This window comes from Nonomuraea sp. NPDC048826, from assembly GCF_043198225.1.
Lineage (GTDB): Bacteria > Actinomycetota > Actinomycetes > Streptosporangiales > Streptosporangiaceae > Nonomuraea.
Map to the genome: position 1 here is coordinate 350,591 of NZ_JBICUQ010000009.1, position 21,585 is coordinate 372,175.

Below are 21,585 nucleotides of genomic sequence, written 5' to 3' on the forward strand. Positions count from 1 at the left end.
TCGAGCAACGCGTTGACGACCGCAGGGAGGATCACTCATGAGCACCGCCTACGACGAGGCGACAGAAGGCAAGGTCTACACCGTCACCGGCGGCGACTGGGACGACGTCGTCACCGGCGTCCGCGAGAGCGACGACGAGCGCCTGGTCGTCAACATGGGCCCGCAGCACCCGTCCACGCACGGCGTGCTCCGGCTGGTCCTGACCCTCGACGGCGAGACGGTCACCGAGGCGCGCACCGTCATCGGCTACCTCCACACCGGCATCGAGAAGAACATGGAGTACCGCACGTGGACCCAGGGGACCACGTTCGTCACTCGCATGGACTACCTCTCGCCGCTGTTCAACGAGACGGCCTACTGCCTGAGCGTGGAGAAGCTGCTCGGCATCGAGGACCGGGTGCCCGACCGGGCCCAGGCGATCCGCGTGATGATGATGGAGCTCAACCGCATCTCGTCGCACCTGGTCGCGATGGGCACGTTCGGCATGGAGCTGGGCGCCACCACGCCGTTCCTGTTCGGCTACCGTGACCGCGAAATGGTCATGGACCTGTTCGAGTACATCACCGGCCTGCGCATGAACCACGCCTACGTGCGGCCCGGCGGCGTCAGCGTCGACCTGCCCGCGGGCGCGGTCGACAAGGTCGGCGAGTTCCTCAAGGAGATGCCCAAGCGGATCAAGGACATCCGCAAGCTCCTCGACGAGAACCCGGTCTACGTCCGCCGTACGCGCGACGTCGCCTACCTCGACGTGACCGGCTGCATGGCGCTCGGCGTGACCGGGCCGATCCTGCGGGCCGCGGGCCTGCCGTGGGACCTGCGCAAGTCGCAGCCCTACTGCGGCTACGAGAACTACGAGTTCGACATCGCCGTCGAGCGGGGCTGTGACGTCTACTCGCGTTACCTCGTCCGCATGAAGGAGATGGAGGAGTCCCTCAAGATCATCGAGCAGGCCCTGGACCGCATCGCCGGTCCGCTCAAGGGCGACCCGGTGATGATCGAGGACAAGAAGATCGGCTGGCCGGCGCAGCTCGCGCTCGGGCCCGACGGGTTCGGCAACTCCCCCGACCACATCGCGCACATCATGGGCAGCTCCATGGAGGCCCTCATCCACCACTTCAAGCTGGTGACCGAGGGCTTCCGGGTGCCGGCCGGGCAGGCGTACGCGCCGATCGAGTCGCCCAAGGGCGAGCTCGGCGCGGTCGTCGTCAGCGACGGCGGCACCCGCCCCTACCGCGTCCACTTCCGGGAGCCGTCCTTCAACAACCTGCAGGCCGTCCCCGCCATGGCGGAAGGCGGGCAGGTCGCCGACGTGATCGCCGCGGTGGCATCTATCGACCCCGTCATGGGAGGTGTGGACCGGTGAGCTACGCACCGGAAGTCCGGGAGCGTCTGGAGCGGGACGCCAAGGAGATCATCGGCCGCTACCCGAAGGCGCGCTCGGCCCTGCTGCCGCTGCTCCACCTCGTGCAGTCCGAAGACGGCTACGTCTCCGACGACGGTCACGAGTTCTGCGCGGAGATGCTCGGCGTGAGCAAGGCCGAGGTCGTCGGCGTGTCGACGTTCTACACGATGTACAAGCGCAAGCCGGCCGGCGAATACCACGTCGGCGTGTGCATCAACGCGCTCTGCGCCGTCATGGGCGGCGACGAGATCTGGGAGCAGCTCTCGGAGCACACCGGCGTCGGCCACGAGGAGACCACCCCTGACGGGAAGGTCTCCCTGGAGCGCCTGGAGTGCAACGCGGCCTGCGACTTCGCCCCGGTCATGATGGTCAACTGGGAGTTCTTCGACAACCAGACTCCCGAGTCGGCCAAGCAGCTCGTCGACGACCTGCGCGACGGCAAGGACGTGCGGCCCACGCGCGGCCCGAAGCGGCTGTGCTCGTTCAAGGAGGCCTCCCGCGTGCTGGCCGGGCTGCCCGACGACCTGGCCCCCGAAGGCCCCTCGGCCGCGGGCGCGTCGCTCGAAGGGCTCAAGGTCGCCAAGGCCAACGGATGGAAGGCCCCCGAGGCATGAGCACGACTCTTACTCCGGTCCTGACCGCGAGCTGGGACAGGCCCGACTCCTTCACCATCGACGGCTACGGCCCGTACGACGCGGCGAAGAAGGCGCTGGGCATGGACCCCGACGCGGTCATCCAGGCCGTCAAGGACTCCGGCCTGCGCGGTCGCGGCGGCGCGGGCTTCCCCACCGGCATGAAGTGGGGGTTCATCCCGCAGGGCGACGGCAAGCCGCACTATCTCGTCGTCAACGCCGACGAGTCGGAGCCGGGCACCTGCAAGGACATCCCGCTCATGATGGCCAACCCGCACGCGCTCGTCGAGGGTGTGATCATCACCTCGTACGCGATCCGGGCCAACCACGCCTTCATCTACGTGCGGGGCGAGGTGCTGCACGTCATCCGGCGGCTGCACGCGGCCGTGCGCGAGGCGTACGAGAAGGGCTATCTCGGCACCGACATCTTCGGCTCCGGCTACGACCTGGAGCTCGTCGTCCACAGCGGGGCCGGGGCCTACATCTGCGGCGAGGAGACCGCGCTGCTCGACTCGCTGGAAGGCTTCAGGGGTCAACCGCGGCTCAAGCCTCCGTTCCCGGCCGTGGCGGGCCTGTACGCCTCGCCGACTGTTGTGAACAACGTGGAGTCTGTGGCGAGTGTTCCCAGCATCGTCGCCAACGGCGCCGACTGGTTCGCCTCGATGGGCACCGAGAAGTCCAAGGGCTTCGGCATCTTCTCGCTGAGCGGCCACGTCACGCGGCCCGGCCAGTACGAGGCGCCGCTCGGCATCACGCTGCGCGAGCTGCTCGACATGGCGGGCGGCGTCCGCGAGGGACACCGGATCAAGTTCTGGACCCCAGGCGGCTCGTCCACGCCGATCTTCACCGACGAGCACCTCGACGTCCCGCTCGACTTCGAGGCCGTCGGCGCGAAGGGCTCCATGCTCGGCACCCGCGCGCTGCAGATCTTCGACGAGACCACCTGCGTGGTCCGCACCGTGCTGCGCTGGACCGAGTTCTACGCGCACGAGTCGTGCGGCAAGTGCACGCCGTGCCGTGAGGGCACCTACTGGCTCAAGCAGGTGCTCAAGCGCCTGGAAGCCGGCCAGGGCACGGAGGAGGACCTGTCCACGATCACCGACATCGCGGACAACATCCTCGGCCGCTCCTTCTGCGCCCTGGGCGACGGCGCGACCAGCCCGATCCACTCGTCTGTGAAGTACTTCCGCGAGGAGTACCTCAAGCACTTCGAGGTCGGCGGCTGCCCGTTCGACCCGAAGAAGTCCACTGTGTGGGGTGACCGGTGACCACAACCGCTGTAGAGACGAACCTGGTGACCTGCACGATCGACGGGTTCCAGATCAGCGTCCCCAAGGGCACGCTGATCATCCGGGCGGCCGAGCTGCTGGGCATCCAGATCCCCAGGTTCTGCGACCACCCGCTGCTCGACCCGGCGGCCAACTGCCGCCAGTGCCTGGTCGACATCCCCGACGCCGGCAACGGCCGCGGCTTCCCCAAGCCGCAGCCGTCCTGCGCGATCGAGGTCGCCGAGGGCATGGTCGTGCAGACCCAGCTGACCTCGGCGGTGGCCGAGAAGGCGCAGCGCGGGGCGATGGAGTTCCTGCTCATCAACCACCCGCTCGACTGCCCGACGTGCGACAAGGGCGGCGAGTGCCCGCTGCAGAACCAGGCCATGTCCAACGGCCAGGGCGAGTCGCGCTTCCAGGAGCAGAAGCGCACCTTCCCCAAGCCGCTGCCCCTGTCGACGCAGGTGCTGCTCGACCGTGAGCGCTGCGTGCAGTGCGCGCGCTGCATCCGCTTCTCCGACCAGATCGCCGGCGACCCGTTCATCGACTTCTTCGAGCGGGGCGCCAAGGAGCAGATCGGCGTCGCCGACGGCGAGCCGTTCCAGTCCTACTTCTCCGGCAACACGGTGCAGATCTGCCCGGTGGGCGCGCTGACCGGCGCCGCCTACCGGTTCCGGGCCCGCCCGTTCGACCTGGTGTCCACGCCGAGCGCGTGCGAGCACTGCGCCTCCGGCTGCGCCCAGCGCACCGACCACCGGCGCGGCCGGGTCACCCGCCGCCTGGCCGGCAACGACCCGCAGGTCAACGAGGAGTGGAACTGCGACAAGGGCCGCTGGGCGTTCACCTACGCCACCCAGCCCGACCGGCTCAAGACGCCGCTGGTCCGCGACGAGGAGGGCGTGCTCGTGCCCGCCTCGTGGCCGGAGGCGCTGAGCCTGGCCGCGCAGGGCCTGGCGGCCGCCCGCGGCAAGGCGGGCGTGCTGATCGGCGGCCGGCTCACGGTCGAGGACGCCTACGCCTACGCCAAGTTCGCCCGCATCGCGCTCGACAGCAACGACATCGACTTCCGCGCCCGGCCGCACTCCGCCGAGGAGGCCCGCTTCCTCGCGCACGCGGTCGCCGGCACGGGCATCGAGATCTCCTACGCCGACCTGGAGAGCGCTCCCGCCGTGGTGCTCGCCGGATTCGAGCCCGAGGAGGAGTCGCCGATCGTCTTCCTGCGGCTGCGCAAGGCCTGGCGCAAGCGCGGGCTGCAGGTCACCTCGATCGCCCCGTTCCTGTCCACGGGCCTGGCCAAGCTCGGCGGCACGCTCGTCCGCACCGCACCCGGCGGCGAGGCCGACGCGCTCGGCGACCTGGCCGGCACGCTGGCCGAGGGCACGATCGTGCTGGCCGGCGAGCGGCTCGCCACGGTGCCCGGCGCCCTGTCGGCGCTGGTGCGGCTGGCCTCCTCCGGTGTCAGGGTCGCCTGGATCCCGCGCCGGGCCGGTGAGCGCGGCGCCCTGGAGGCGGGCGCGCTGCCCAACCTGCTGCCGATCGGCCGGCCGGTCGAGGACGACGCCGCCAGGGCCGAGGTCGCCCGCGCGTGGGGCGTCGCCTCGCTGCCCGCCGCGCCGGGCCTCGACACCGCGGGCATCCTCGCCGCCGCCCTGGAAGGCGAGCTCGACGCCCTGGTCGTGGCCGGGGTCGACCCGTACGACCTGCCCGACCCGGCGCTGGCGCTGGAGGCGCTGGAGCGGATGCCGTTCATCGTCAGCCTGGAGACCCGCGCCAGCGCGGTCACCGACCGGGCCGACGTGGTGCTGCCGGTGGCCACCGTCCAGGAGAAGGGCGGCACGTTCGTCAACTGGGAAGGCAGGGGCCGCTCGTTCGGCGCGCCGATCCAGGTGCCCGGCCTCCGCGGCGACCTGGGCGTCATCGGCAGCCTGGCCGACCGGATGGACGTCCACCTCGGGCTGCCCGACGCGCAGGCCGCGCGCCGCGAGCTGTCGTCCATCGGCGCGTGGCGCGGCGCCCGCGTCGCCGCCCCGTCGGTCGCCACCCGCGCCACGCCCGCGCCCGCCGCGGGCGAGGCCCTGCTGGCGACCTGGCACCTGCTGCTCGACGACGGCCGCCTCCAGGACGGCGAGCCGTACCTCGCGGGCACCGCCCGCGCGGCCGAGGCGCTGGTCTCGGAGAGCACGGCGGCGGAGATCGGCGTCGCCGACGGTGACAAGGTCGTCGTCGGGGGCCGCGGGCCCAACGCCGTCACGCTGCCCGTCCGCATCGCCGACCTGCCGGACCGCGTGGTCTGGGTGCCGTCGAACTCGGGCGGCTGCTCGGTCACCCGCGACCTGGGCGCGGTGGCCGGCGACATCGTCACGATCGGGAGCGCCTCATGACCCACGTTCTCGCGGCCGATCCGACCCTTGCCGACTTCGGCAAGGACCCGCTCTGGATCATCATCATCAAGGCCGTGATGCTCTTCGCCTTCATCATGGTCGGCATCCTGCTCGGCGTCTGGTTCGAGCGGAAGCTGATCTCCCGGATGCAGCACCGCTACGGCCCCAACCGGGCGGGCAAGTTCGGCATCCTGCAGTCCGTCGCCGACGGCCTGAAGATGGGGCTGAAGGAGGACCTGTTCCCACGGACCGTGGACAAGGTGCTCTACCTGCTGGCCCCGATCATCATGGTGGTGCCGGCCTTCCTGGCCTTCTCCATCATCCCGTTCGGGCCGATGGTCAACCTGTTCGGCGTGCAGACGCCGCTGCAGCTGGTCGACCTGCCGGTGGCGGTGCTGTTCATGCTCGCCATGGGCGCCGTGTCGGTCTACGGCGTGGTGCTCGCCGGCTGGTCCTCGCGCTCGCCGTACGCGCTGCTGGGCGGTCTGCGCTCGGCGGCCCAGGTGGTCTCGTACGAGATCGCGATGGGCCTGTCGTTCGTGGCCATCTTCCTGTTCGCCGGCACGCTGTCCACCTCGGAGATCGTCGCGGCGCAGCAGCAGACGTGGTACGCCGTGCTGCTCATCCCGTCGTTCCTGATCTACGTGGTCTGCATGTTCGGCGAGGCGGCGCGCATCCCGTTCGACCTGCCCGAGGGCGAGGGCGAGCTGGTCGGCGGCTTCCAGACGGAGTACTCCTCGTCGCTGAAGTTCGCGCTGATCATGATGGGCGAGTACGTCCACACCTTCACCGCCTCCGGCATCGCCGTGACGCTGTTCCTCGGCGGCTGGCGGGCGCCGTTCCCCATCTCGCTGTGGGAGGGCGCCAACGCGGGCTGGTGGCCGGTGCTGTGGTTCCTCATCAAGTTCGTGCTCACGTTCTGCTTCATCGTGTGGGTGCGGGCCTCGCTGCCGCGCGTCCGCTACGACCAGCTGATGTCGCTGGGCTGGAAGGTGCTGATCCCGGTCAACCTGGCGTGGATCCTGCTCGTCGCCGCCGTGCGCAACGTGATCTTCGTCAACAACGGCACCTTCCCCGGCGACCTGTACGTCTCCGCCGGCCTCGGCGCCATCATCGTGATCGGCGCGCTGGCGATCTGGATGCGGTTCGACACCGTCAACCAGCGCCGCAGGGAAGCCGCGAAGGCGGAGGTCGACGCCGAGTTCGAGACGCTGTCCAAGGAGCCGGCAGCCGGTGGCTTCCCTGTGCCGCCGCTCGACCTGCCGCACTACCACGGGGCGCAGCACAAGGAGATTCCCAGTGGGACTAACTGATTGGCTGAACCCCGTCAAGGGCTTCGGGGTCACCTTCCACACGATGTTCAAGAAGCCCGTCACGACCAACTACCCGGAGGTCAAGAAGCCGACGGCTCCTCGCTTCCACGGTCGTCACCAGCTCAACCGCTGGCCCGACGGCCTGGAGAAGTGCGTGGGGTGCGAGCTGTGCGCCTGGGCGTGTCCGGCCGACGCGATCTACGTCGAAGGCGCGGACAACACCGAGGCGGAGCGCTATTCTCCGGGCGAGCGTTACGGGCGCACGTACCAGATCAACTATCTGCGCTGCATCCTGTGCGGACTGTGCATCGAGGCGTGTCCCACCCGGGCGCTCACGATGACCAACGAGTACGAGCTCGCCGACAGCAGCCGTGAGGCGCTGATCTTCACCAAGGAGATGCTCCTGGCCCCGCTCACGCAGGGCATGGAGCAGCCACCGCACCCGATGCGTCTCGGCGAGACCGAAGAGGACTACTACCGGCTGGGACGGACCAATGGGTGAGACCATCACGTTCTGGGTGCTCGCCGTCGTGTCCGTCGGCGCAGCGCTCGGCATGGTCTTCAACAGGAAGGCCGTCTACTCGGCGCTGATGCTCGGCACCGTGATGCTCTGCCTGGCGGTCCTGTACGCGGTGCAGGAAGCGCCGTTCCTGGCCGCGGTGCAGATCATCGTCTACACCGGCGCCGTCATGATGCTGTTCCTGTTCACCCTCATGCTGGTGGGCGTCGACAGCTCGGACTCGCTGGTCGAGACGCTGCGCGGGCAGCGGTTCTGGGCGGCCGTGGCCGGCATCGGCTTCGCCGCGCTGATCGTGCTGGCCGTCGGCAACGCGGCCTTCTCCACGCAGGAGGGGCTCGCCGCCGCCACCGCGTCAGGCGGTTACATCCGCTCGATCGCGCTGCTGCTGTTCACCAAGTACGTGTTCGCGTTCGAGATCACCTCGGCGCTGCTCATCACCGCCGCGCTCGCCGCGATGGTGCTGGCGCACCGCGAGCGGATCACCAAGAAGGCGACGCAGAAGGACCTGTCCCGCGCGCGCTTCCTCGGCGACCGGCCGACGCCGCTGCCCGGTCCCGGCACGTACGCCAGGAACAACGCGGTCGACATGCCGGCGCTGCTGCCCGACGGGACGGTCTCCGAGGAGTCGGTCAACCCCTACATCGCGCGCTACGACGTCGAGCAGGACCGGTTGCCCAAGGATCCGAAGTTCGCCGAGGCCATCCGGGCACGGGCCGAGGAGGAGTCCGAGTGACCACGCAATACCTCATCCTGTCCGGCCTGCTGTTCGCCATCGGCGCGATCGGCGTGCTGGTCCGGCGCAACGCGATCGTGGTGTTCATGTGCGTCGAGCTCATGCTCAACGCCTGCAACCTCGCGTTCGTCACCTTCGCCAGGCAAGTCGGCAACCTGGAAGGCCAGATCGTCGCGTTCTTCGTGATGGTGGTGGCCGCGGCCGAGGTCGTGGTCGGCCTGGCCATCATCGTGACGATCTTCCGAACCCGCAGGTCCGCGTCCGTCGACGACGCCAACCTGCTGAAGTACTAAGAGGTGACTGGTGGATCCCGTTGAGATCATCCAGCACACCACCGGTGGCGTGATCGGGCTGTCCTGGCTGATGATCGCCTTCCCGTTGCTGGGGGCGACCATCCTGCTGGTGCTCGGCCGCCGCACCGACCGGTGGGGCCATCTGCTGGGCGTGGCCATGTCCCTCGCCTCGTTCGTCGTGGCGGTGCTGGCGTTCGTCGAACTGCTCGGGCTTCCCGAGGCGCAGCGCCGCCAGGCGGTGCACCTGTGGGAGTTCATCCCGGGCATGGTGGACATGGGGCTGCTCATCGACCCCCTGTCGATCGCGTTCGCGCTGCTGATCACCGGTGTCGGATCGCTGATCCACATCTACTCGATCGGCTACATGTCGCACGACTCCGACCGGCGCAGGTTCTTCGCCTACCTGAACCTGTTCGTCTCGGCCATGCTCCTGCTGGTGCTGGCCGACAACTACGTGGGCCTGTTCATCGGCTGGGAGGGCGTCGGTCTCGCCTCCTACCTGCTGATCGGGTTCTGGCAGTTCAAGCCGTCGGCGGCGGTCGCGGCCAAGAAGGCGTTCGTGGTCAACCGGGTCGGTGACTTCGGCCTGCTGGTCGGCATGTTCATCATCTGGACCACGTTCGGCAGCCTCACCTTCGCCGAGCTGGGCGCCGCGGCGGACGTGCAGAACGGCACCACGCTGGCCATCGGCCTGCTCCTGCTGCTCGGCGCGTGCGGCAAGTCCGCCCAGCTGCCGCTGCAGTCGTGGCTCCTGGACGCCATGGAGGGCCCGACCCCGGTCTCGGCCCTGATCCACGCGGCGACCATGGTCACCGCCGGCGTCTACCTGGTGGTCCGCTCCGGCGCGTTCTTCTTCCCCGAGGGGTCGGGCGCCGCGCTCGCCGTCGCCATCGTCGGCGCGGCCACGCTGCTCGCCGGTGCGATCATCGGGTGCGCCAAGGACGACATCAAGAAGGGCCTGGCCGGGTCCACGATGTCGCAGATCGGCTACATGATGCTGGGCGCGGGCCTCGGCCCGGCGGGCTACGCCTTCGCCATCGGCCACCTGATCACGCACGGCTTCTTCAAGGCCAACCTGTTCCTCGGCGCCGGCTCGGTCATGCACGGCATGAACGACGAGGTGAACATGCGCAAGTACGGCGGGCTCCGCAAGTACATGCCGCTCACCTTCGCCACGTTCTTCATCGGCTATCTGGCGATCATCGGGTTCCCGCTGCTGTCCGGCTACTTCACCAAGGACGGCATCATCGAGACCGCGATCCACCACCAGCCGATCCTGGGCTGGCTGGCGGTCCTGGGCGCCGGCATCACCGGCTTCTACATGTCGCGGATGGTCTTCATGACCTTCTTCGGTGAGAAGCGCTGGGAGAAGGACGCTCACCCGCACGAGTCGCCGCAGGTCATGACGATCCCGCTGATCGTCCTGTCGATCGGGTCGATCTTCCTGGGCGGCTACCTGGTGCTGAGCAACACGCTCATGCTGTGGCTGGCCCCCGCTGTCGGACGTCCCGCCGACCTGCCGGGGTTCCACCCGTTCAGCGTCCCCGGCCTCGCCACGCTGGTGCTGGTCGCGATCGGTGCGGCCATCGCCTGGTTCAAGTACGGGCGCGCCGAGGTGCCGGCCGTGCAGCCGCGCGGCTCGTTCCTCACCACGTTCGCCCGGCGTGACCTGTACGGTGACGCGCTCAACGAGTCGCTGATCATGCGGCCCGGCCAGTGGCTGACCCGCCTCGCGGTGTTCTTCGACAACCGCGGCATCGACGGCGTGGTCAACGGGCTGGCCGCGGGCATCGGCGGCAGCTCAGGGCGCCTGCGCAGGCTCCAGACGGGCTTCGCCAGAACCTACGCGCTGTCCATCCTGTTCGGCGCCGCCATCCTGACCGGCGCCCTGCTCCTCGTTGGGAACATCTGATGTCGTCACTCTGGCTCCCAATACTCATGGTGGTGCCCGTGCTGGGCGCCATCGTGGTGGCCCTGCTCCCGAAGGGCAGCACCACTCTGGCCAAGCAGGTCACGCTGCTGGTCTCGCTGGTGGTGCTGGCCCTGACGCTGGTGATGGCGTTCCAGTTCCCGAGCGCCGCCGGTGACCGGTTCAAGTTCGCGGCCACGTACGACTGGATCCCGAGCTTCGGGGTGCACTTCGGCGTCGGCGTCGACGGCATCGCGCTGGTGCTGATCGCGCTGTCGGCGGTGCTGGTGCCGATCGTGGTGCTGGCGTCCTGGCACGACGCCGACGGGGTCAAGGCCGCCGACGGCACCGTGGTCGCGCCCAAGCGCTCGGTGAAGACGTACTTCTCGCTGCTGCTCGTGCTCGAGGCGATGATGATCGGCGTCTTCGCGGCGACCGACGTCTTCCTGTTCTACGTCTTCTTCGAAGCCATGCTGATCCCGATGTACTTCATGATCGGGTCGTACGGCGGCGCCCAGCGGTCCTACGCGGCCGTCAAGTTCCTGCTGTACTCGCTCTTCGGCGGCCTGCTCATGCTGGTCGCGGTCATCGGGCTGTACGTGGTCGCGGGCAAGGGGACGTTCATGTTCCCCGAACTCGTCGGGGCCATCCAGGACCCGGCCACGCAGAAGTGGCTGTTCGCCGGGTTCTTCATCGCCTTCGCGATCAAGGCGCCGCTCTGGCCGGTGCACACCTGGCTGCCCGACGCCGCCGCGCAGGCGCCCGCCGGGGCCGCGGTGCTGCTCGTCGGCGTGCTCGACAAGGTCGGCACGTTCGGCATGCTCCGCTTCTGCCTGGAGCTGTTCCCCGACGCGGCCAAGGCGTTCACCACGCCGATCATCGTGCTCGCGGTCATCAGCATCATCTACGGCGCGATCGTGGCCATCGGGCAGAGCGACATGAAGCGGCTCATCGCCTACACGTCGATCTCCCACTTCGGCTTCATCGTCATGGGCGTGTTCGCCATGTCGCAGGTCGCCCAGGCCGGCGCCGCTCTCTACATGGTCAACCACGGCTTCGCCACCGGCGCGCTGTTCCTGGCCGCCGGGTTCCTCATCGCCAGGCGCGGCTCGCCGCACATCGACGACTACGGCGGCGTCCAGAAGGTCGCCCCGATGCTGGCCGGCTTCTTCCTGATCGCCGGTCTGGCCGGGCTCTCCCTGCCGGGGCTGTCGTCGTTCGTCAGCGAGTTCATGGTGATGATCGGCACTTACTCCAGCCAGGCGTTCGGCTCAGGCGCGCTGGCCGCGGCGGCGATCGTCTCCGCGGTGGCCGTCATCCTCGCCGCCGTCTACATCCTGTGGATGGTCCAGCGGGCGCTCAACGGCCCGACCGCCGAGCCGGTCAAGGCGTTCAAGGACCTGAACGCCCGCGAGGTGTGGGTCCTGGCTCCGCTCGTCGCGCTGATCATCGGCTTCGGGTTCTTCCCCAAGCCGCTGCTGGACGTGATCAACCCCGCGGTGACCAGCACCCTGGTCAACGTCCAGGTGGACAACCCGGGGGTCGCTGAGAAGGGAGCCGGGCAGTGAACCCGACCATCGAGTTCCCGACGATCGAGTACGGCACGCTGGCGCCGCTGCTGCTGGTGTTCGGCGCGGCGATCATCGGCGTCCTCGTGGAGGCGTTCGCGCCTCGCTACCTGCGCCGCTCCTTCCAGGTGCCGCTCACCCTGCTCTCCCTGATCGGCGCCTTCGCGCTGGTCATCGTGCAGGTCGTGCGGGGCGACGTGTCCGAGGGGCCGGTCGCCATGGGCGCGCTCGCGGTCGACGGGCCCGCGTTGTTCATCTGGGGCGTCATCCTCGTCCTGTCCGTCGTCTGCGTGCTGCTGATCAACGACGAGGGCCACTTCGTCGCCTCGGCGGCGGCCGTGCCCGGCAGCTCCGACGAGGAAGGGGCCGAGCGGGCCGGCCACGAGCACACCGAGATCTACCCGCTGGTGCTGTTCGCCGTGGGCGGCATGCTCATGTTTCCCGCCGCGAACGACCTGCTGACGATGTTCGTCGGCCTGGAAGTCATGTCGCTGCCGCTCTACCTGCTGTGCGGCCTGGCCCGCCGGCGCCGCCTGCTGTCGCAGGAGGCGTCGATGAAGTACTTCCTGCTCGGCGCGTTCTCCTCGGCGTTCTTCCTGTACGGCACGGCCATGCTCTACGGCTACGCCGGCACGGTGTCCTTCGCCGGGATCCACCAGGCGCTGGCCCAGGGCGCGCTGCTCGACCCGCTGCTGCTGCTCGGCTTCGGGCTGCTCGGCGTGGGCCTGCTGTTCAAGATCGGCGCTGCTCCGTTCCAGGCCTGGAAGCCGGACGTCTACCAGGGCGCGCCGACGCCGATCACCGCCCTCATGGCCTCCGGCACGCTGGTGGCGGCCGTGGGCGCGCTGCTGCGGGTGTTCTGGGTCGGCCTGGGCAACCTCGACTGGAACTGGCGTCCGGTGCTGTGGGCCGTCGCCGCGCTGACGATGATCGTCGGCGCCGTGATCGCCATCACGCAGACCGACATCAAGCGCATGCTCGCCTACTCCTCCATCGCGCACGCCGGCTTCCTGCTGGTGGGCGTGCTGGCGACGTACGACACCGCGCAGGGCAACGTCGTCTCGCTGCAGGCGATCCTGTTCTACCTGCTGGTGTACGGCGTCGCGACCGTGGGCGCGTTCGCCGTCGTCACGCTCGTGCGCGACCCCGGCGGCGAGGCCAACCACCTGTCCCGCTGGGCGGGCCTGGGCAAGCGGGCGCCGATCCTGTCCGGGGTGTTCGCCTTCTTCCTGCTGGCCTTCGCCGGCATCCCGCTGACCAGCGGGTTCATGGGCAAGTACGCGATCTTCACGGCGGCGATCGGCAGCGGCGGGGAGGCCGGCGACTCGCTGGGCTCCTGGATGACAGGCCTGGTCGTCCTCGGCGTCGTCGCCTCGGCCGTCGCGGCGTTCTTCTACGTCCGCGTGATCGTGCTCATGTTCTTCAGCGAGCCCGCGGCCGACGGTCCGACGATCGCGGTGCCGAGTACCGGCACCGTGACCGTCATCGCGTTCTCGCTGCTGGTTACGGTAGGAGTCGGGCTGTTCCCGGAGCCCGTACTCCAGCTCGCCAACACGGCTGCTTCCAGCCTTTTCGTTAGATAAGGGGAAACCATATGTCCGCGCCTCCCGTTGTTGACCTTCCTATCGAAGACGAGCGGCTGGCGCAGGACGTGGCCAACGGCCTGGCCGCGGTCGAGAAGCTGCTGCGCTCGTCGGTGGAGAGCGAGGACGCCTTCGTCACGGAGGCGTCCAAGCACCTCATCGAGGCCGGCGGCAAGCGCTTCCGCACACTGATGGTGCTGCTGGCCGCGCAGTTCGGCGACCCGTCGGCGCCGGGCGTGGTGCCCGGCGCCGTGGTCATCGAGCTGACCCACCTCGGCTCGCTCTACCACGACGACGTCATGGACGAGGCCCGGGTGCGCCGCGGCTCACCGTCCGCCAACGCCCGGTGGGACAACACCGTGGCCATCCTCACCGGCGACTACCTCTTCGCCCAGGCCTCCGACCTGCTCGCCGACCTCGGGCCCGAGCTGATCCGGATCCAGGCGCAGACGTTCTCCCGCCTGGTGCAGGGGCAGATCCGCGAGACGGTCGGGCCGCGCGCCGGCGACGACCCGATCGCCCACTACATCCACGTGCTCGCCGACAAGACCGGCTCGCTGATCGCGGCGGCCGGCCGGTTCGGCGCGCTGCTGTCCGGCGCCGCCGCCGACGTCGAGGAGCGGCTCAGCCGGGCCTGCGAGGCGATCGGGGTGGCCTGGCAGCTCGGCGACGACCTGCTGGACGTGGCCTCCTCGTCCCGGCAGTCGGGCAAGACGCCCGGCACCGACCTGCGCGAGGGCATCAGGACCCTGCCGGTGCTGTACGTGCTGTCCGGCGACCCGGAGTCCCGGCTCGCCGAGCTGCTCGCGGGCCCGGTGGCCGAGGAGGACCTGGACGAGGCGCTGACGCTGCTGCGAGCTCACCCGGCGATGGAGCGGGCCCGCGCCGACCTGGAAGCCTGGGTCGACCGCGCCCGCGCCGACATCAACGGCCTTCCCGACATCCCGGCCAGGACGGCGTTCCTGACGCTATGTGACTACGTGGTCGAGCGTTCTGGCTGACCTGCCGACGCGGGCGGCCCGTGCCGCCCGCAAGCTGTCGTACGTGAAGATCGCGAGCGCCAGCCACACGATGGAGAAGCCGATCCACCGGCTCGGCGGCATCGTCTCCCGCGCGACCAGCACGCCGCACAAGAACTGCAGCACCGGCGCGATGTACTGCAACAGCCCGATCGTGCTGAGCGGCACCCGGATGGCGGAGGCGGTGAAGAAGATCAACGGCACCGCCGTGATCACACCGGCGCCGATCAGCAGCGCCACGTGCCAGACGCCCTGGTGCCCGAATGTCGACTGCCCGGCGGCCTCCAGGAACCCGATGTAGGCCAGCGCCGGCACCATCAGCACCAGCGTCTCCACCGTCAGGCTCTCGGCCGCGCCCACGTTCGCCTGCTTCTTGATCAGCCCGTACAGGCCGAACGAGACGGCGAGCACCAGCGCTAGATACGGCGGCCGGCCGTAGTCGGCCGTCAGCACGATCACCGCCAGCGTGCCGAACCCCACCGCCGTCCACTGCAGCGGCCGCAGCCGCTCCCGCAGCAGCACCACCCCGAACAGCACGCTCACCAGCGGGTTGATGAAGTACCCCAGCGCGCTCTCCACCACGTGCCCGGTGTTGACCGCGTAGATGTAGGTGCCCCAGTTGACCGTGATGACCACGGCCGCCAGGCCCAGCAGGGCGAGCTTGCGCGGCTGCCGGGCGATCTCCTTGATCCACCCCCAGTGCCTGCGCACCGCCAGCACCACGACCACGGTGATGAGCGACCAGACCATCCGATGGGCGAGGATCTCGACCGCCCCGGCAGGCTTGAGCAGCGGCCAGTAGAGGGGGAACAGACCCCACATCGCATACGCGGCCACACCGAACAGCACACCGCGCCGTAGTTCAGGCATGAAACCCATCTTCGGGCATGACTACCTTTGAGCACAAATGCGGGGTTCTATAGGGAAATATGTAGCGATAGTTAACGATCGCCAGCTGTGCGCTCACGAGGTGATCGAGCGGGACCTTCTGGAGGAGGCTCTGCAGGCGAACGAGGCCGCTTCCGGGCCGATCCCGCAGGTGTTGCGTGACGAGGCGGCCGATCTGTTCCGTCACGTGAAGTCGGCGCCCGAACTCCAGGAGGAGGACGGATGGCGCGCGCACGAAGCCGGTTGAGCGCGGGCACCGTCGTCCTCGATTCCGAGGGACTCGTGAAATGGTGCGAGGCTGACCAGCGGGTGACGGCGTTCGTACGGGAGGCACAGGACAACGATTTTCGTGTCGTGGTCAGCGCCATGACACCGATCGAGGCGCAAGACGTTCGGGTCAAGAACGACCGTCTGAGGTGGTATCTGTCCCGGTTGAGAATCGAGCCGTTGACCGAGGACATCTCCTCGCGGGCGATCGACCTCCTTCGGGATGCCCGCCTGCACGGTCACAAGTACGCCATCGACGCTGTGGTGGCGGCCACCGCTCTGTGCTCAGTGCGTCCTGCCATCGTCTTGACGTCTGACAAGGACGACATGAACAGACTGTGCGGGAAGGCCGTGCAGGTAGTGGCTGTCTAGCTTGCTCAAGGGCTGTTCGGGGGCACTGCGGTCTCGTCCCCGGGGCTGCTGGAAGAAGGCGGGGGCGTACGCTCCCGGGAGACTGCACCGGGGGCACTCAGCACATTCAGCAGGGCTTCGACGTACGGTCGCGCGGGGCCACGGCGGCGGGGCGTCGCGACGCCGATGTGGCGGGACGGGCTGGGCGGCTCCAGGCGGACGGTGACCAGGTCGGGGTCTTCTGTCACGGCGATCTCCGGGATGAGGGCGACGCCGACCCCCGCGGAGATGAGTGACTGGGCGAACTCGTAGTCGGTCGCGCTGCAGGAGATGCGGAGCTCGAAGCCGGCCAGGGTGGAGTAGCGCCGCAGGAGGTCGAGGGTCTTCAGGCAGCCGAGCACCCAGCGTTCGTCGGACAGCTCGGCCAGGTGGAGGGTCTGCCGGTCGGCGTGGGGATGAGTGCGGGGCAGGACGACACAGAGCGGGTCGGGTCCGAGCGGGGTCCAGTCGAGGCCGGACCGGTCGCCTGGCCGGACGGGCGGCGGACCGTCGAGGTGGTAGGCCAGGGCGAGGTCGGCCCGTCCCTCTCGGACGAGCGGGATGCTGTCCTCCGGTTCCCGCTCCAGGATGGTCAGCTCCACCTCGGGATGCCCGGCGACGAACCGGGAGAGCGCTGGGGGCAGCAGCCGGCGTCCTCCGCTGGCGAACGTCGCCACAGTCAAGCGGGGGCGATCGCAGGAGAGCCGGGTGATCCGTTCCTGTGCGTCGGTCAGCTCCGCCGCGATGGCCTCCGCCGCCTCCACCAGCACCCGGCCCGGTTCTGTGAGCGTCACACCCCGCGTGCTGCGTTCGACGACGGCCAGGCCGAGGCTGCGTTCCAGCGCGGCGATCTGCTGCGAGACGGCCGAGGGGGTGAAGCGCAGCTCGGCGGCGGCCCGGTTGAAGCTGCCGTGCCGCGCGACTTCGCGCAGGACGCGGAGACGCTGGACATCGATCATCAGACTTCCTAATGACGGGATAAGGAGACCACCACTACCGCTTACGACTGTAGAGGGCCAGGCTGCTACGCGTGAACAAGGTGTGCGTCATCGGCGGCAGCCGGTACTTCGGAAGACGAGTGGTGGAACGACTGCGCGACGCGGGCAAGGCCGTGGCGGTGATCAACCGCGGCTCCTCGCCGGCGCCGGAAGGGGTGACGCATCTCGTCGCCGACCGGGACGACGAGGACGGGCTGCGCGACGCTCTGGGGGATCGCACCTTCGACGTGGTGATCGACCAGGTCTGTTACACGCCGCACCAGGCGGCCGTGGCGCGGCGGGTCTTCGCCGGGCGGACGCGACGGTACGTCATGACCTCCACGATCGAGGTCTACTCCTCGCTCGACAGCGCACCGGTCCGTGAGGACGCGATCGATCTCGCGGCCCAGCCGGTACGGATGGACCTGCTGTGGCACGACTCGGAGTACCTCGAGGAGCACTACGGGGAAGGCAAGCGTCAGGCCGAGGCCGTTCTCGCCCGCGAACCCCTTTTCGACTTCGTCAGCGTACGTACGGGGCACGTGCTGGGAGGTGCGGACTTCACCGGGCGGCTCGACCACTATGTGACGCGGATGCGCGACGGCCTTCCCGTCGTCGTGCACCCGGAGCCGCGTCCGTCGTCGTTCGTCAACGACAGGGAGATCGCCGACTTCCTCGTGTGGGCAGCGGAGTCGGGATTCACCGGGCCGGTCAACGCCTGTTCGCACGGGCCGCTGGACGTCACCCAGGTGTGCGACGCGCTGTCCGCCGCCGGGGCCGGCCAAGCCCTCTACACGACCGGCCACGACGCCTCGCCGTTCTCCTTCGACCGCGCCTACGGGATGGACAACGGGCGCGCCACCGGGCTGGGCTTCGCGTTCTCGCACACCGCGGACTGGCTGCCGCGTGTCATCTCGGAGGTCCTGGCATGCGTGTGATCGGGAACGTTCCCGTCAGCCCCATCGGGCTGGGCGCCATGCCGCTGTCCATCGAAGGCAGGCCCGACGAGGCCAGAGCGATCGCCACGGTCCACGCGGCGCTGGACGCGGACGTCACGCTGATCGACACCGCGGACTGCTACCAGTGGCACGCGGACGAGGTCGGGCACAACGAGCTGCTCATCGCCCGCGCCCTGAAGAGCTACGGCGGTGACACCGACGGTGTCCTCGTCGCCACCAAGGGCGGTCGGGGCCGTCCCGGCGACGGGTCCTGGACGGTGAACGGGGATCCTCGGCACCTCAGGAGCGCGTGCGAGGCCTCGCTGAAGCGGCTGGCCGTCGACGCCATCGGGCTGTACCAACTGCACAAGCCCGATCCGGCGGTGCCGTTCGCCGAGTCGGTGGGTGTGCTGCGCGATCTCCTCGACGAGGGCAAGATCCGGATGGTCGGGGTGTCCAACGTGAACGTGGCGCAGATGCGCGAGGCGCACCGGGAGCTGGATGGACGCCTGGTCTCCGTACAGAACCGGTACTCGCCCGCGGTCCGCGAAAGCGAGCCCGAGCTGCGGCTCTGCGGAGAGCTCGGGATCGCGTTCCTGCCGTGGAGCCCGCTCGGCGGGATCTCGCGGAGCGCGCTCGAGAGGGAGGACGCCGAGGCGGCGGAGCACACCCCCTTCCACGCGATCGCCCGTGAACGCGGCGTCAGCCCGCAGCAGGTGTGCCTCGCCTGGCTGCTCGCGGCCGGCCCGTGGGTCATACCGATCCCCGGCGCGAGCCGTCCGGCGTCGATCAGGGACTCCGCCGCCGCGGCCCGTCTGACGCTCACCGACGAGGAGCTTGTGAGGCTCGGCCCATGTCGAGGAGGATGCGCGGCGGTCACACCATGACCGGCTCGTGGAGATGTGGCCTGGAGTGCCTGCGGGGGCGTGCGAGACTCCACGCATGAGAACGGCGAGTCAGGCGCTGGCCGTGCTGCTGGTGACCGTCGGCGGTTGCGCGTTCAGCGCTGATACGACCCCGGCCGACCGCACCTCCACGCCTGCCGCCGTCGGCGGGCGCACGCCCTCGCCTGACCCTGCCGCCGGTGCCGGGCGGACGGCCAAGCCTGACTCCCTGGCCCGGCGACCTGGTACGGGCCAGGTCTACGCCGTCGGCTCGGTGGCCCTGGAGAACACCTACGGCGTCTCCCGTGCCGTCCTGTGGCGTGCGGGCTGAGCCGGGCTCCTCGATGCGCAGCAGGGGCAAGTCGGCCGCGGCTCCATGCGCTCTACTCCCCTTGTACGATCACCGCCGCTCGCTGGGCGTGAAAGAGCAAGCGCAAGATCAAGGTGTCCAAAGTGAACATGTCAGTGCCGTCCCAATCGAACTGCCCGACCTGCCCCGGTGGAGCATCAGGGGAGGCGGCCACGAGGTCAGCGGCCTCCTGGTCCTCGTGCCATTCGACGAGTCGTACGTCTTCGAACCGGAAGAGCACGACGGGTGTCTTCGATAGTTCGGGTGGGGTCCACTGCGGGGGGTAGAAGAACTCCAATTCCAACGTGGGCGGCCTGCCGGGCTTGTAGGTCAGGCGCCTGAAGTCGGTGTCGTGGAGATAGACGTGGGCTCCCTCCTCGGTCCAGAACTCATACAGCCCGCCAGGGGACGTGATGCCACGATTCTTGTCCTGGGACGCGCCGGCGAACTCGGTCACTGACATGAGGACATAGTCCTACGAACCGGAACGATCCCGCAGGTTCCGGCGAGGGAAGTCGCCGAACGTGCGGCACCCCAGGCCGCCGCCCCGAGAGCGGCCCGGCCCGGCCGTCGTCAGCCGGGGCCGGTGCAGGTCACTGAACCGGGAGACGGTGCTGCCTCCTGGCGGCGAAGGTGACGTTCGGTTCGGTGCCAGCGAGGCTGTCCGGGGGCTGGGAAGAGCTGTGCACTTGTACAGCCCTCCATCGGCGATTGAAGTTGAGGTGCTTCAAGGGATGGAGATCGCTTGACGCACTCATGGGCACAAGCTGGCTTCCTGACCTCGCGCGTGTGCGGCACGTGTGCGATTATCGCAACATGAAGGAGCCCGGAGAGTGGCTTGACATAGGTGAGCGCGTGCGCGAGTGCCGTCTGGCAGCCGACATGTCGCAGGAGGAGTTGGCCTCGGCGCTGAAGCTCGACCGGACGATGATCGCGAAGATCGAGCGAGGCGTTCGACGTGTCGACGCGCTCGAACTCGCCAAACTGTCGACGGTTCTCCAGGTACCCCTGAGCTACTTCCTCGATCCACAGCCACTGGTCGTGTCCCGCCGTGCGGAGCTGGCCGACGACACGATGACCGACGCCACCCGCCAATCCCATCGTCTGGACGTGGCTCTCTCCACGTGGTTGGGCGACATCCGGCAGCTTGTCGAATGGGGAGTGTTCAATCCTCCTGAGATCGAACGCCATCCCGAGGCGGTGCGGGACGCATCGAGTGCCCGTCGGGCTGCCCTGTGGGTGCGAGAGCGTCTAGGTCTCGGCCTTGAGCCCATCGATTCACTCATGAGGGTGTGTGAACGGCTCGGGCAGTTGGTCGCGGTGGTCGAGGCGCCGGGTGAAGGCGCGTCGCTGGTCGAGGACGATCTCGGTGTGGCAGTTGTCAGCAGACACAGAGATCCCGGCCGCCGACGCACGACTGCGGCTCACGAACTGGGCCATCTCATAGTCGGCGACGAGTACTCCACGGACATCGGCATCCATGCTTCCCGTGGCGACAGAGAAGCGATCATCGACGCGTTCGCCGCGGAACTTCTTCTCCCGGTCGCGGCGTTTCGCAGCGTGGTTTCCCAGGGGGAGAGAGCGAAGCGGGACGATTTGGTGGTCCTGGCTGCACGCTTCAGGACGTCCTGGCCCCTGACGGTGCGGCAGGCCGTGGCGGCCGAGGCGATCGACCGCGGTGTTGCCAAAGAAATGCGCCAGAGAAACCCGACGCGCGCAGAGTTGATGGAAGCGGTTGGGTGGACGCCTCAACCTGATCTGGAGACGGTTCGAGTGCCTCCGAGCTTCGCGCATGCGGTGCTGGAATCCTACAAGCGGTCGCTCATCACAGAATCCCGGGCGGTCGAGCTCATGCGCGGCCAGATCGTGGTGGCAGACCTGCCGGTGCGTGACGATGCGGACTTCGAGCTGTGACCAGCGTGGAACCAGGATCCATTCTGGTGTTCGACGCGATGTGCCTGACGGACTGGCAAGACTCGATTCTCTGGAAGAGATCAAGTGCTTTGCCAAGTGGATACAACGCATCGGATCTTCGGAGCGTGACCTGGGAGAGGCCAGCGTGTTCTCCGCCGCTGAACTCTCCGGGGGGATCGCCGTCACCGACGATCGACGAGCCGTGCCTGTAGGAAGAGCCCATGGTCTGGAGGTGCACGGCACGGTATGGCTTCTCGCGTGTGCGATCCGGGACGGGAAGCTCACCGAAGTGGCTGCCGGCAGCATCGTGGATGCTCTGAGCGAGACGGGAATGCGACTGCCGTGTACCGGTTCGAC

The 21,585-nt window shown here is 68.8% G+C and carries 21 protein-coding genes; 18 read left to right on the forward strand and 3 right to left on the reverse strand.

Going from position 1 to position 21,585, the window contains the following annotated elements; all coding sequences use genetic code 11:
* The first annotated feature begins 37 nt into the window (after positions 1–37).
* The 12 genes from ACGFI7_RS32300 (at position 38) to ACGFI7_RS32355 (ending at position 14,603) form a co-directional block, all read left to right on the forward strand.
* Positions 38–1,363 carry an NADH-quinone oxidoreductase subunit D gene (locus ACGFI7_RS32300; protein WP_393411209.1) on the forward strand — a complete coding sequence of 442 codons (1,326 nt, stop codon included), beginning with the start codon at positions 38–40 and terminating at the stop codon, positions 1,361–1,363.
* The gene (gene nuoE / locus ACGFI7_RS32305; protein WP_393411211.1) at positions 1,360–2,016 is read left to right on the forward strand and encodes an NADH-quinone oxidoreductase subunit NuoE; all 657 of its coding nucleotides are present in this window, start codon (positions 1,360–1,362) and stop codon (positions 2,014–2,016) included. The genes ACGFI7_RS32300 and nuoE overlap by 4 nt, the downstream gene beginning before the upstream one ends.
* The gene (nuoF, locus tag ACGFI7_RS32310; RefSeq protein WP_393411213.1) at positions 2,013–3,302 is read left to right on the forward strand and encodes an NADH-quinone oxidoreductase subunit NuoF; all 1,290 of its coding nucleotides are present in this window, start codon (positions 2,013–2,015) and stop codon (positions 3,300–3,302) included. The genes nuoE and nuoF overlap by 4 nt, the downstream gene beginning before the upstream one ends.
* Positions 3,299–5,683, forward strand: a complete 2,385-nt coding sequence (locus tag ACGFI7_RS32315) for an NADH-quinone oxidoreductase subunit G (protein WP_393411215.1) — start codon at positions 3,299–3,301, stop codon at positions 5,681–5,683. The genes nuoF and ACGFI7_RS32315 overlap by 4 nt, the downstream gene beginning before the upstream one ends.
* The gene (nuoH, locus tag ACGFI7_RS32320) at positions 5,680–6,996 is read left to right on the forward strand and encodes an NADH-quinone oxidoreductase subunit NuoH (RefSeq protein WP_393411216.1); all 1,317 of its coding nucleotides are present in this window, start codon (positions 5,680–5,682) and stop codon (positions 6,994–6,996) included. Before ACGFI7_RS32315 ends, nuoH begins: the two co-directional genes overlap by 4 nt.
* Positions 6,983–7,498, forward strand: a complete 516-nt coding sequence (gene nuoI / locus ACGFI7_RS32325) for an NADH-quinone oxidoreductase subunit NuoI (RefSeq protein WP_393411217.1) — start codon at positions 6,983–6,985, stop codon at positions 7,496–7,498. Before nuoH ends, nuoI begins: the two co-directional genes overlap by 14 nt.
* Positions 7,491–8,249: an NADH-quinone oxidoreductase subunit J gene (locus tag ACGFI7_RS32330; RefSeq protein WP_393411218.1), complete on the forward strand. Its 759-nt coding sequence runs from the start codon at positions 7,491–7,493 to the stop codon at positions 8,247–8,249. Before nuoI ends, ACGFI7_RS32330 begins: the two co-directional genes overlap by 8 nt.
* Complete coding sequence (gene nuoK, locus ACGFI7_RS32335) at positions 8,246–8,542, forward strand: NADH-quinone oxidoreductase subunit NuoK (RefSeq protein ID WP_393411220.1); 297 nt, start codon at positions 8,246–8,248, stop codon at positions 8,540–8,542. Before ACGFI7_RS32330 ends, nuoK begins: the two co-directional genes overlap by 4 nt.
* A gap of 70 nt (positions 8,543–8,612) precedes the next feature.
* Complete coding sequence (nuoL, locus tag ACGFI7_RS32340; protein ID WP_393411405.1) at positions 8,613–10,454, forward strand: NADH-quinone oxidoreductase subunit L; 1,842 nt, start codon at positions 8,613–8,615, stop codon at positions 10,452–10,454.
* Positions 10,454–12,019, forward strand: coding sequence for an NADH-quinone oxidoreductase subunit M (locus tag ACGFI7_RS32345; protein ID WP_393411222.1), 1,566 nt, complete (start codon positions 10,454–10,456; stop codon positions 12,017–12,019). The genes nuoL and ACGFI7_RS32345 overlap by 1 nt, the downstream gene beginning before the upstream one ends.
* Positions 12,016–13,602: an NADH-quinone oxidoreductase subunit NuoN gene (nuoN, locus tag ACGFI7_RS32350; RefSeq protein WP_393411224.1), complete on the forward strand. Its 1,587-nt coding sequence runs from the start codon at positions 12,016–12,018 to the stop codon at positions 13,600–13,602. Before ACGFI7_RS32345 ends, nuoN begins: the two co-directional genes overlap by 4 nt.
* Before the next feature lie 11 nt (positions 13,603–13,613).
* Positions 13,614–14,603: a polyprenyl synthetase family protein gene (locus ACGFI7_RS32355; protein WP_393411226.1), complete on the forward strand. Its 990-nt coding sequence runs from the start codon at positions 13,614–13,616 to the stop codon at positions 14,601–14,603.
* Here the strand turns inward: ACGFI7_RS32355 and rarD are convergent.
* Positions 14,571–15,491: an EamA family transporter RarD gene (rarD, locus tag ACGFI7_RS32360; protein ID WP_393411228.1), complete on the reverse strand. Its 921-nt coding sequence runs from the start codon at positions 15,489–15,491 to the stop codon at positions 14,571–14,573. The genes ACGFI7_RS32355 and rarD overlap by 33 nt on opposite strands.
* A gap of 100 nt (positions 15,492–15,591) precedes the next feature.
* On the opposite strand from rarD, the gene ACGFI7_RS32365 reads away from it, so the two are divergent.
* Both ACGFI7_RS32365 and ACGFI7_RS32370 read left to right on the forward strand, forming a co-directional pair.
* Complete coding sequence (locus ACGFI7_RS32365) at positions 15,592–15,756, forward strand: hypothetical protein (RefSeq protein WP_393411230.1); 165 nt, start codon at positions 15,592–15,594, stop codon at positions 15,754–15,756.
* Complete coding sequence (locus tag ACGFI7_RS32370) at positions 15,732–16,148, forward strand: type II toxin-antitoxin system VapC family toxin (RefSeq protein WP_393411232.1); 417 nt, start codon at positions 15,732–15,734, stop codon at positions 16,146–16,148. Before ACGFI7_RS32365 ends, ACGFI7_RS32370 begins: the two co-directional genes overlap by 25 nt.
* Positions 16,149–16,153: 5 nt before the next feature.
* On the opposite strand, the gene ACGFI7_RS32375 is transcribed toward ACGFI7_RS32370, so the two are convergent.
* The gene (locus ACGFI7_RS32375) at positions 16,154–17,125 is read right to left on the reverse strand and encodes a LysR family transcriptional regulator (RefSeq protein ID WP_393411234.1); all 972 of its coding nucleotides are present in this window, start codon (positions 17,123–17,125) and stop codon (positions 16,154–16,156) included.
* Between the two features lie 71 nt (positions 17,126–17,196).
* Between ACGFI7_RS32375 and ACGFI7_RS32380 the strand changes: the two genes are divergently transcribed.
* Genes ACGFI7_RS32380 through ACGFI7_RS32390 form a run of 3 tightly spaced genes read left to right on the forward strand, consistent with a single transcriptional unit; the run spans position 17,197 to position 19,296 of the window.
* Entirely contained in the window at positions 17,197–18,081 is an 885-nt protein-coding gene (locus tag ACGFI7_RS32380) for an NAD-dependent epimerase/dehydratase family protein (RefSeq protein WP_393411236.1), read from the forward strand.
* On the forward strand, positions 18,072–18,968 hold the full coding sequence (locus ACGFI7_RS32385) for an aldo/keto reductase (protein ID WP_393411238.1): 897 nt from the start codon (positions 18,072–18,074) through the stop codon (positions 18,966–18,968). Before ACGFI7_RS32380 ends, ACGFI7_RS32385 begins: the two co-directional genes overlap by 10 nt.
* A 55-nt stretch (positions 18,969–19,023) precedes the next feature.
* A complete protein-coding gene (locus tag ACGFI7_RS32390) occupies positions 19,024–19,296 on the forward strand; it encodes a hypothetical protein (RefSeq protein ID WP_393411240.1) in 273 nt (90 codons plus the stop codon).
* Between the two features lie 52 nt (positions 19,297–19,348).
* On the opposite strand, the gene ACGFI7_RS32395 is transcribed toward ACGFI7_RS32390, so the two are convergent.
* Positions 19,349–19,777, reverse strand: coding sequence for a hypothetical protein (locus ACGFI7_RS32395; protein ID WP_393411242.1), 429 nt, complete (start codon positions 19,775–19,777; stop codon positions 19,349–19,351).
* A gap of 353 nt (positions 19,778–20,130) precedes the next feature.
* Between ACGFI7_RS32395 and ACGFI7_RS32400 the strand changes: the two genes are divergently transcribed.
* Positions 20,131–21,228, forward strand: a complete 1,098-nt coding sequence (locus tag ACGFI7_RS32400; protein WP_393411244.1) for a helix-turn-helix domain-containing protein — start codon at positions 20,131–20,133, stop codon at positions 21,226–21,228.
* Positions 21,229–21,585: the final 357 nt, after the last annotated feature.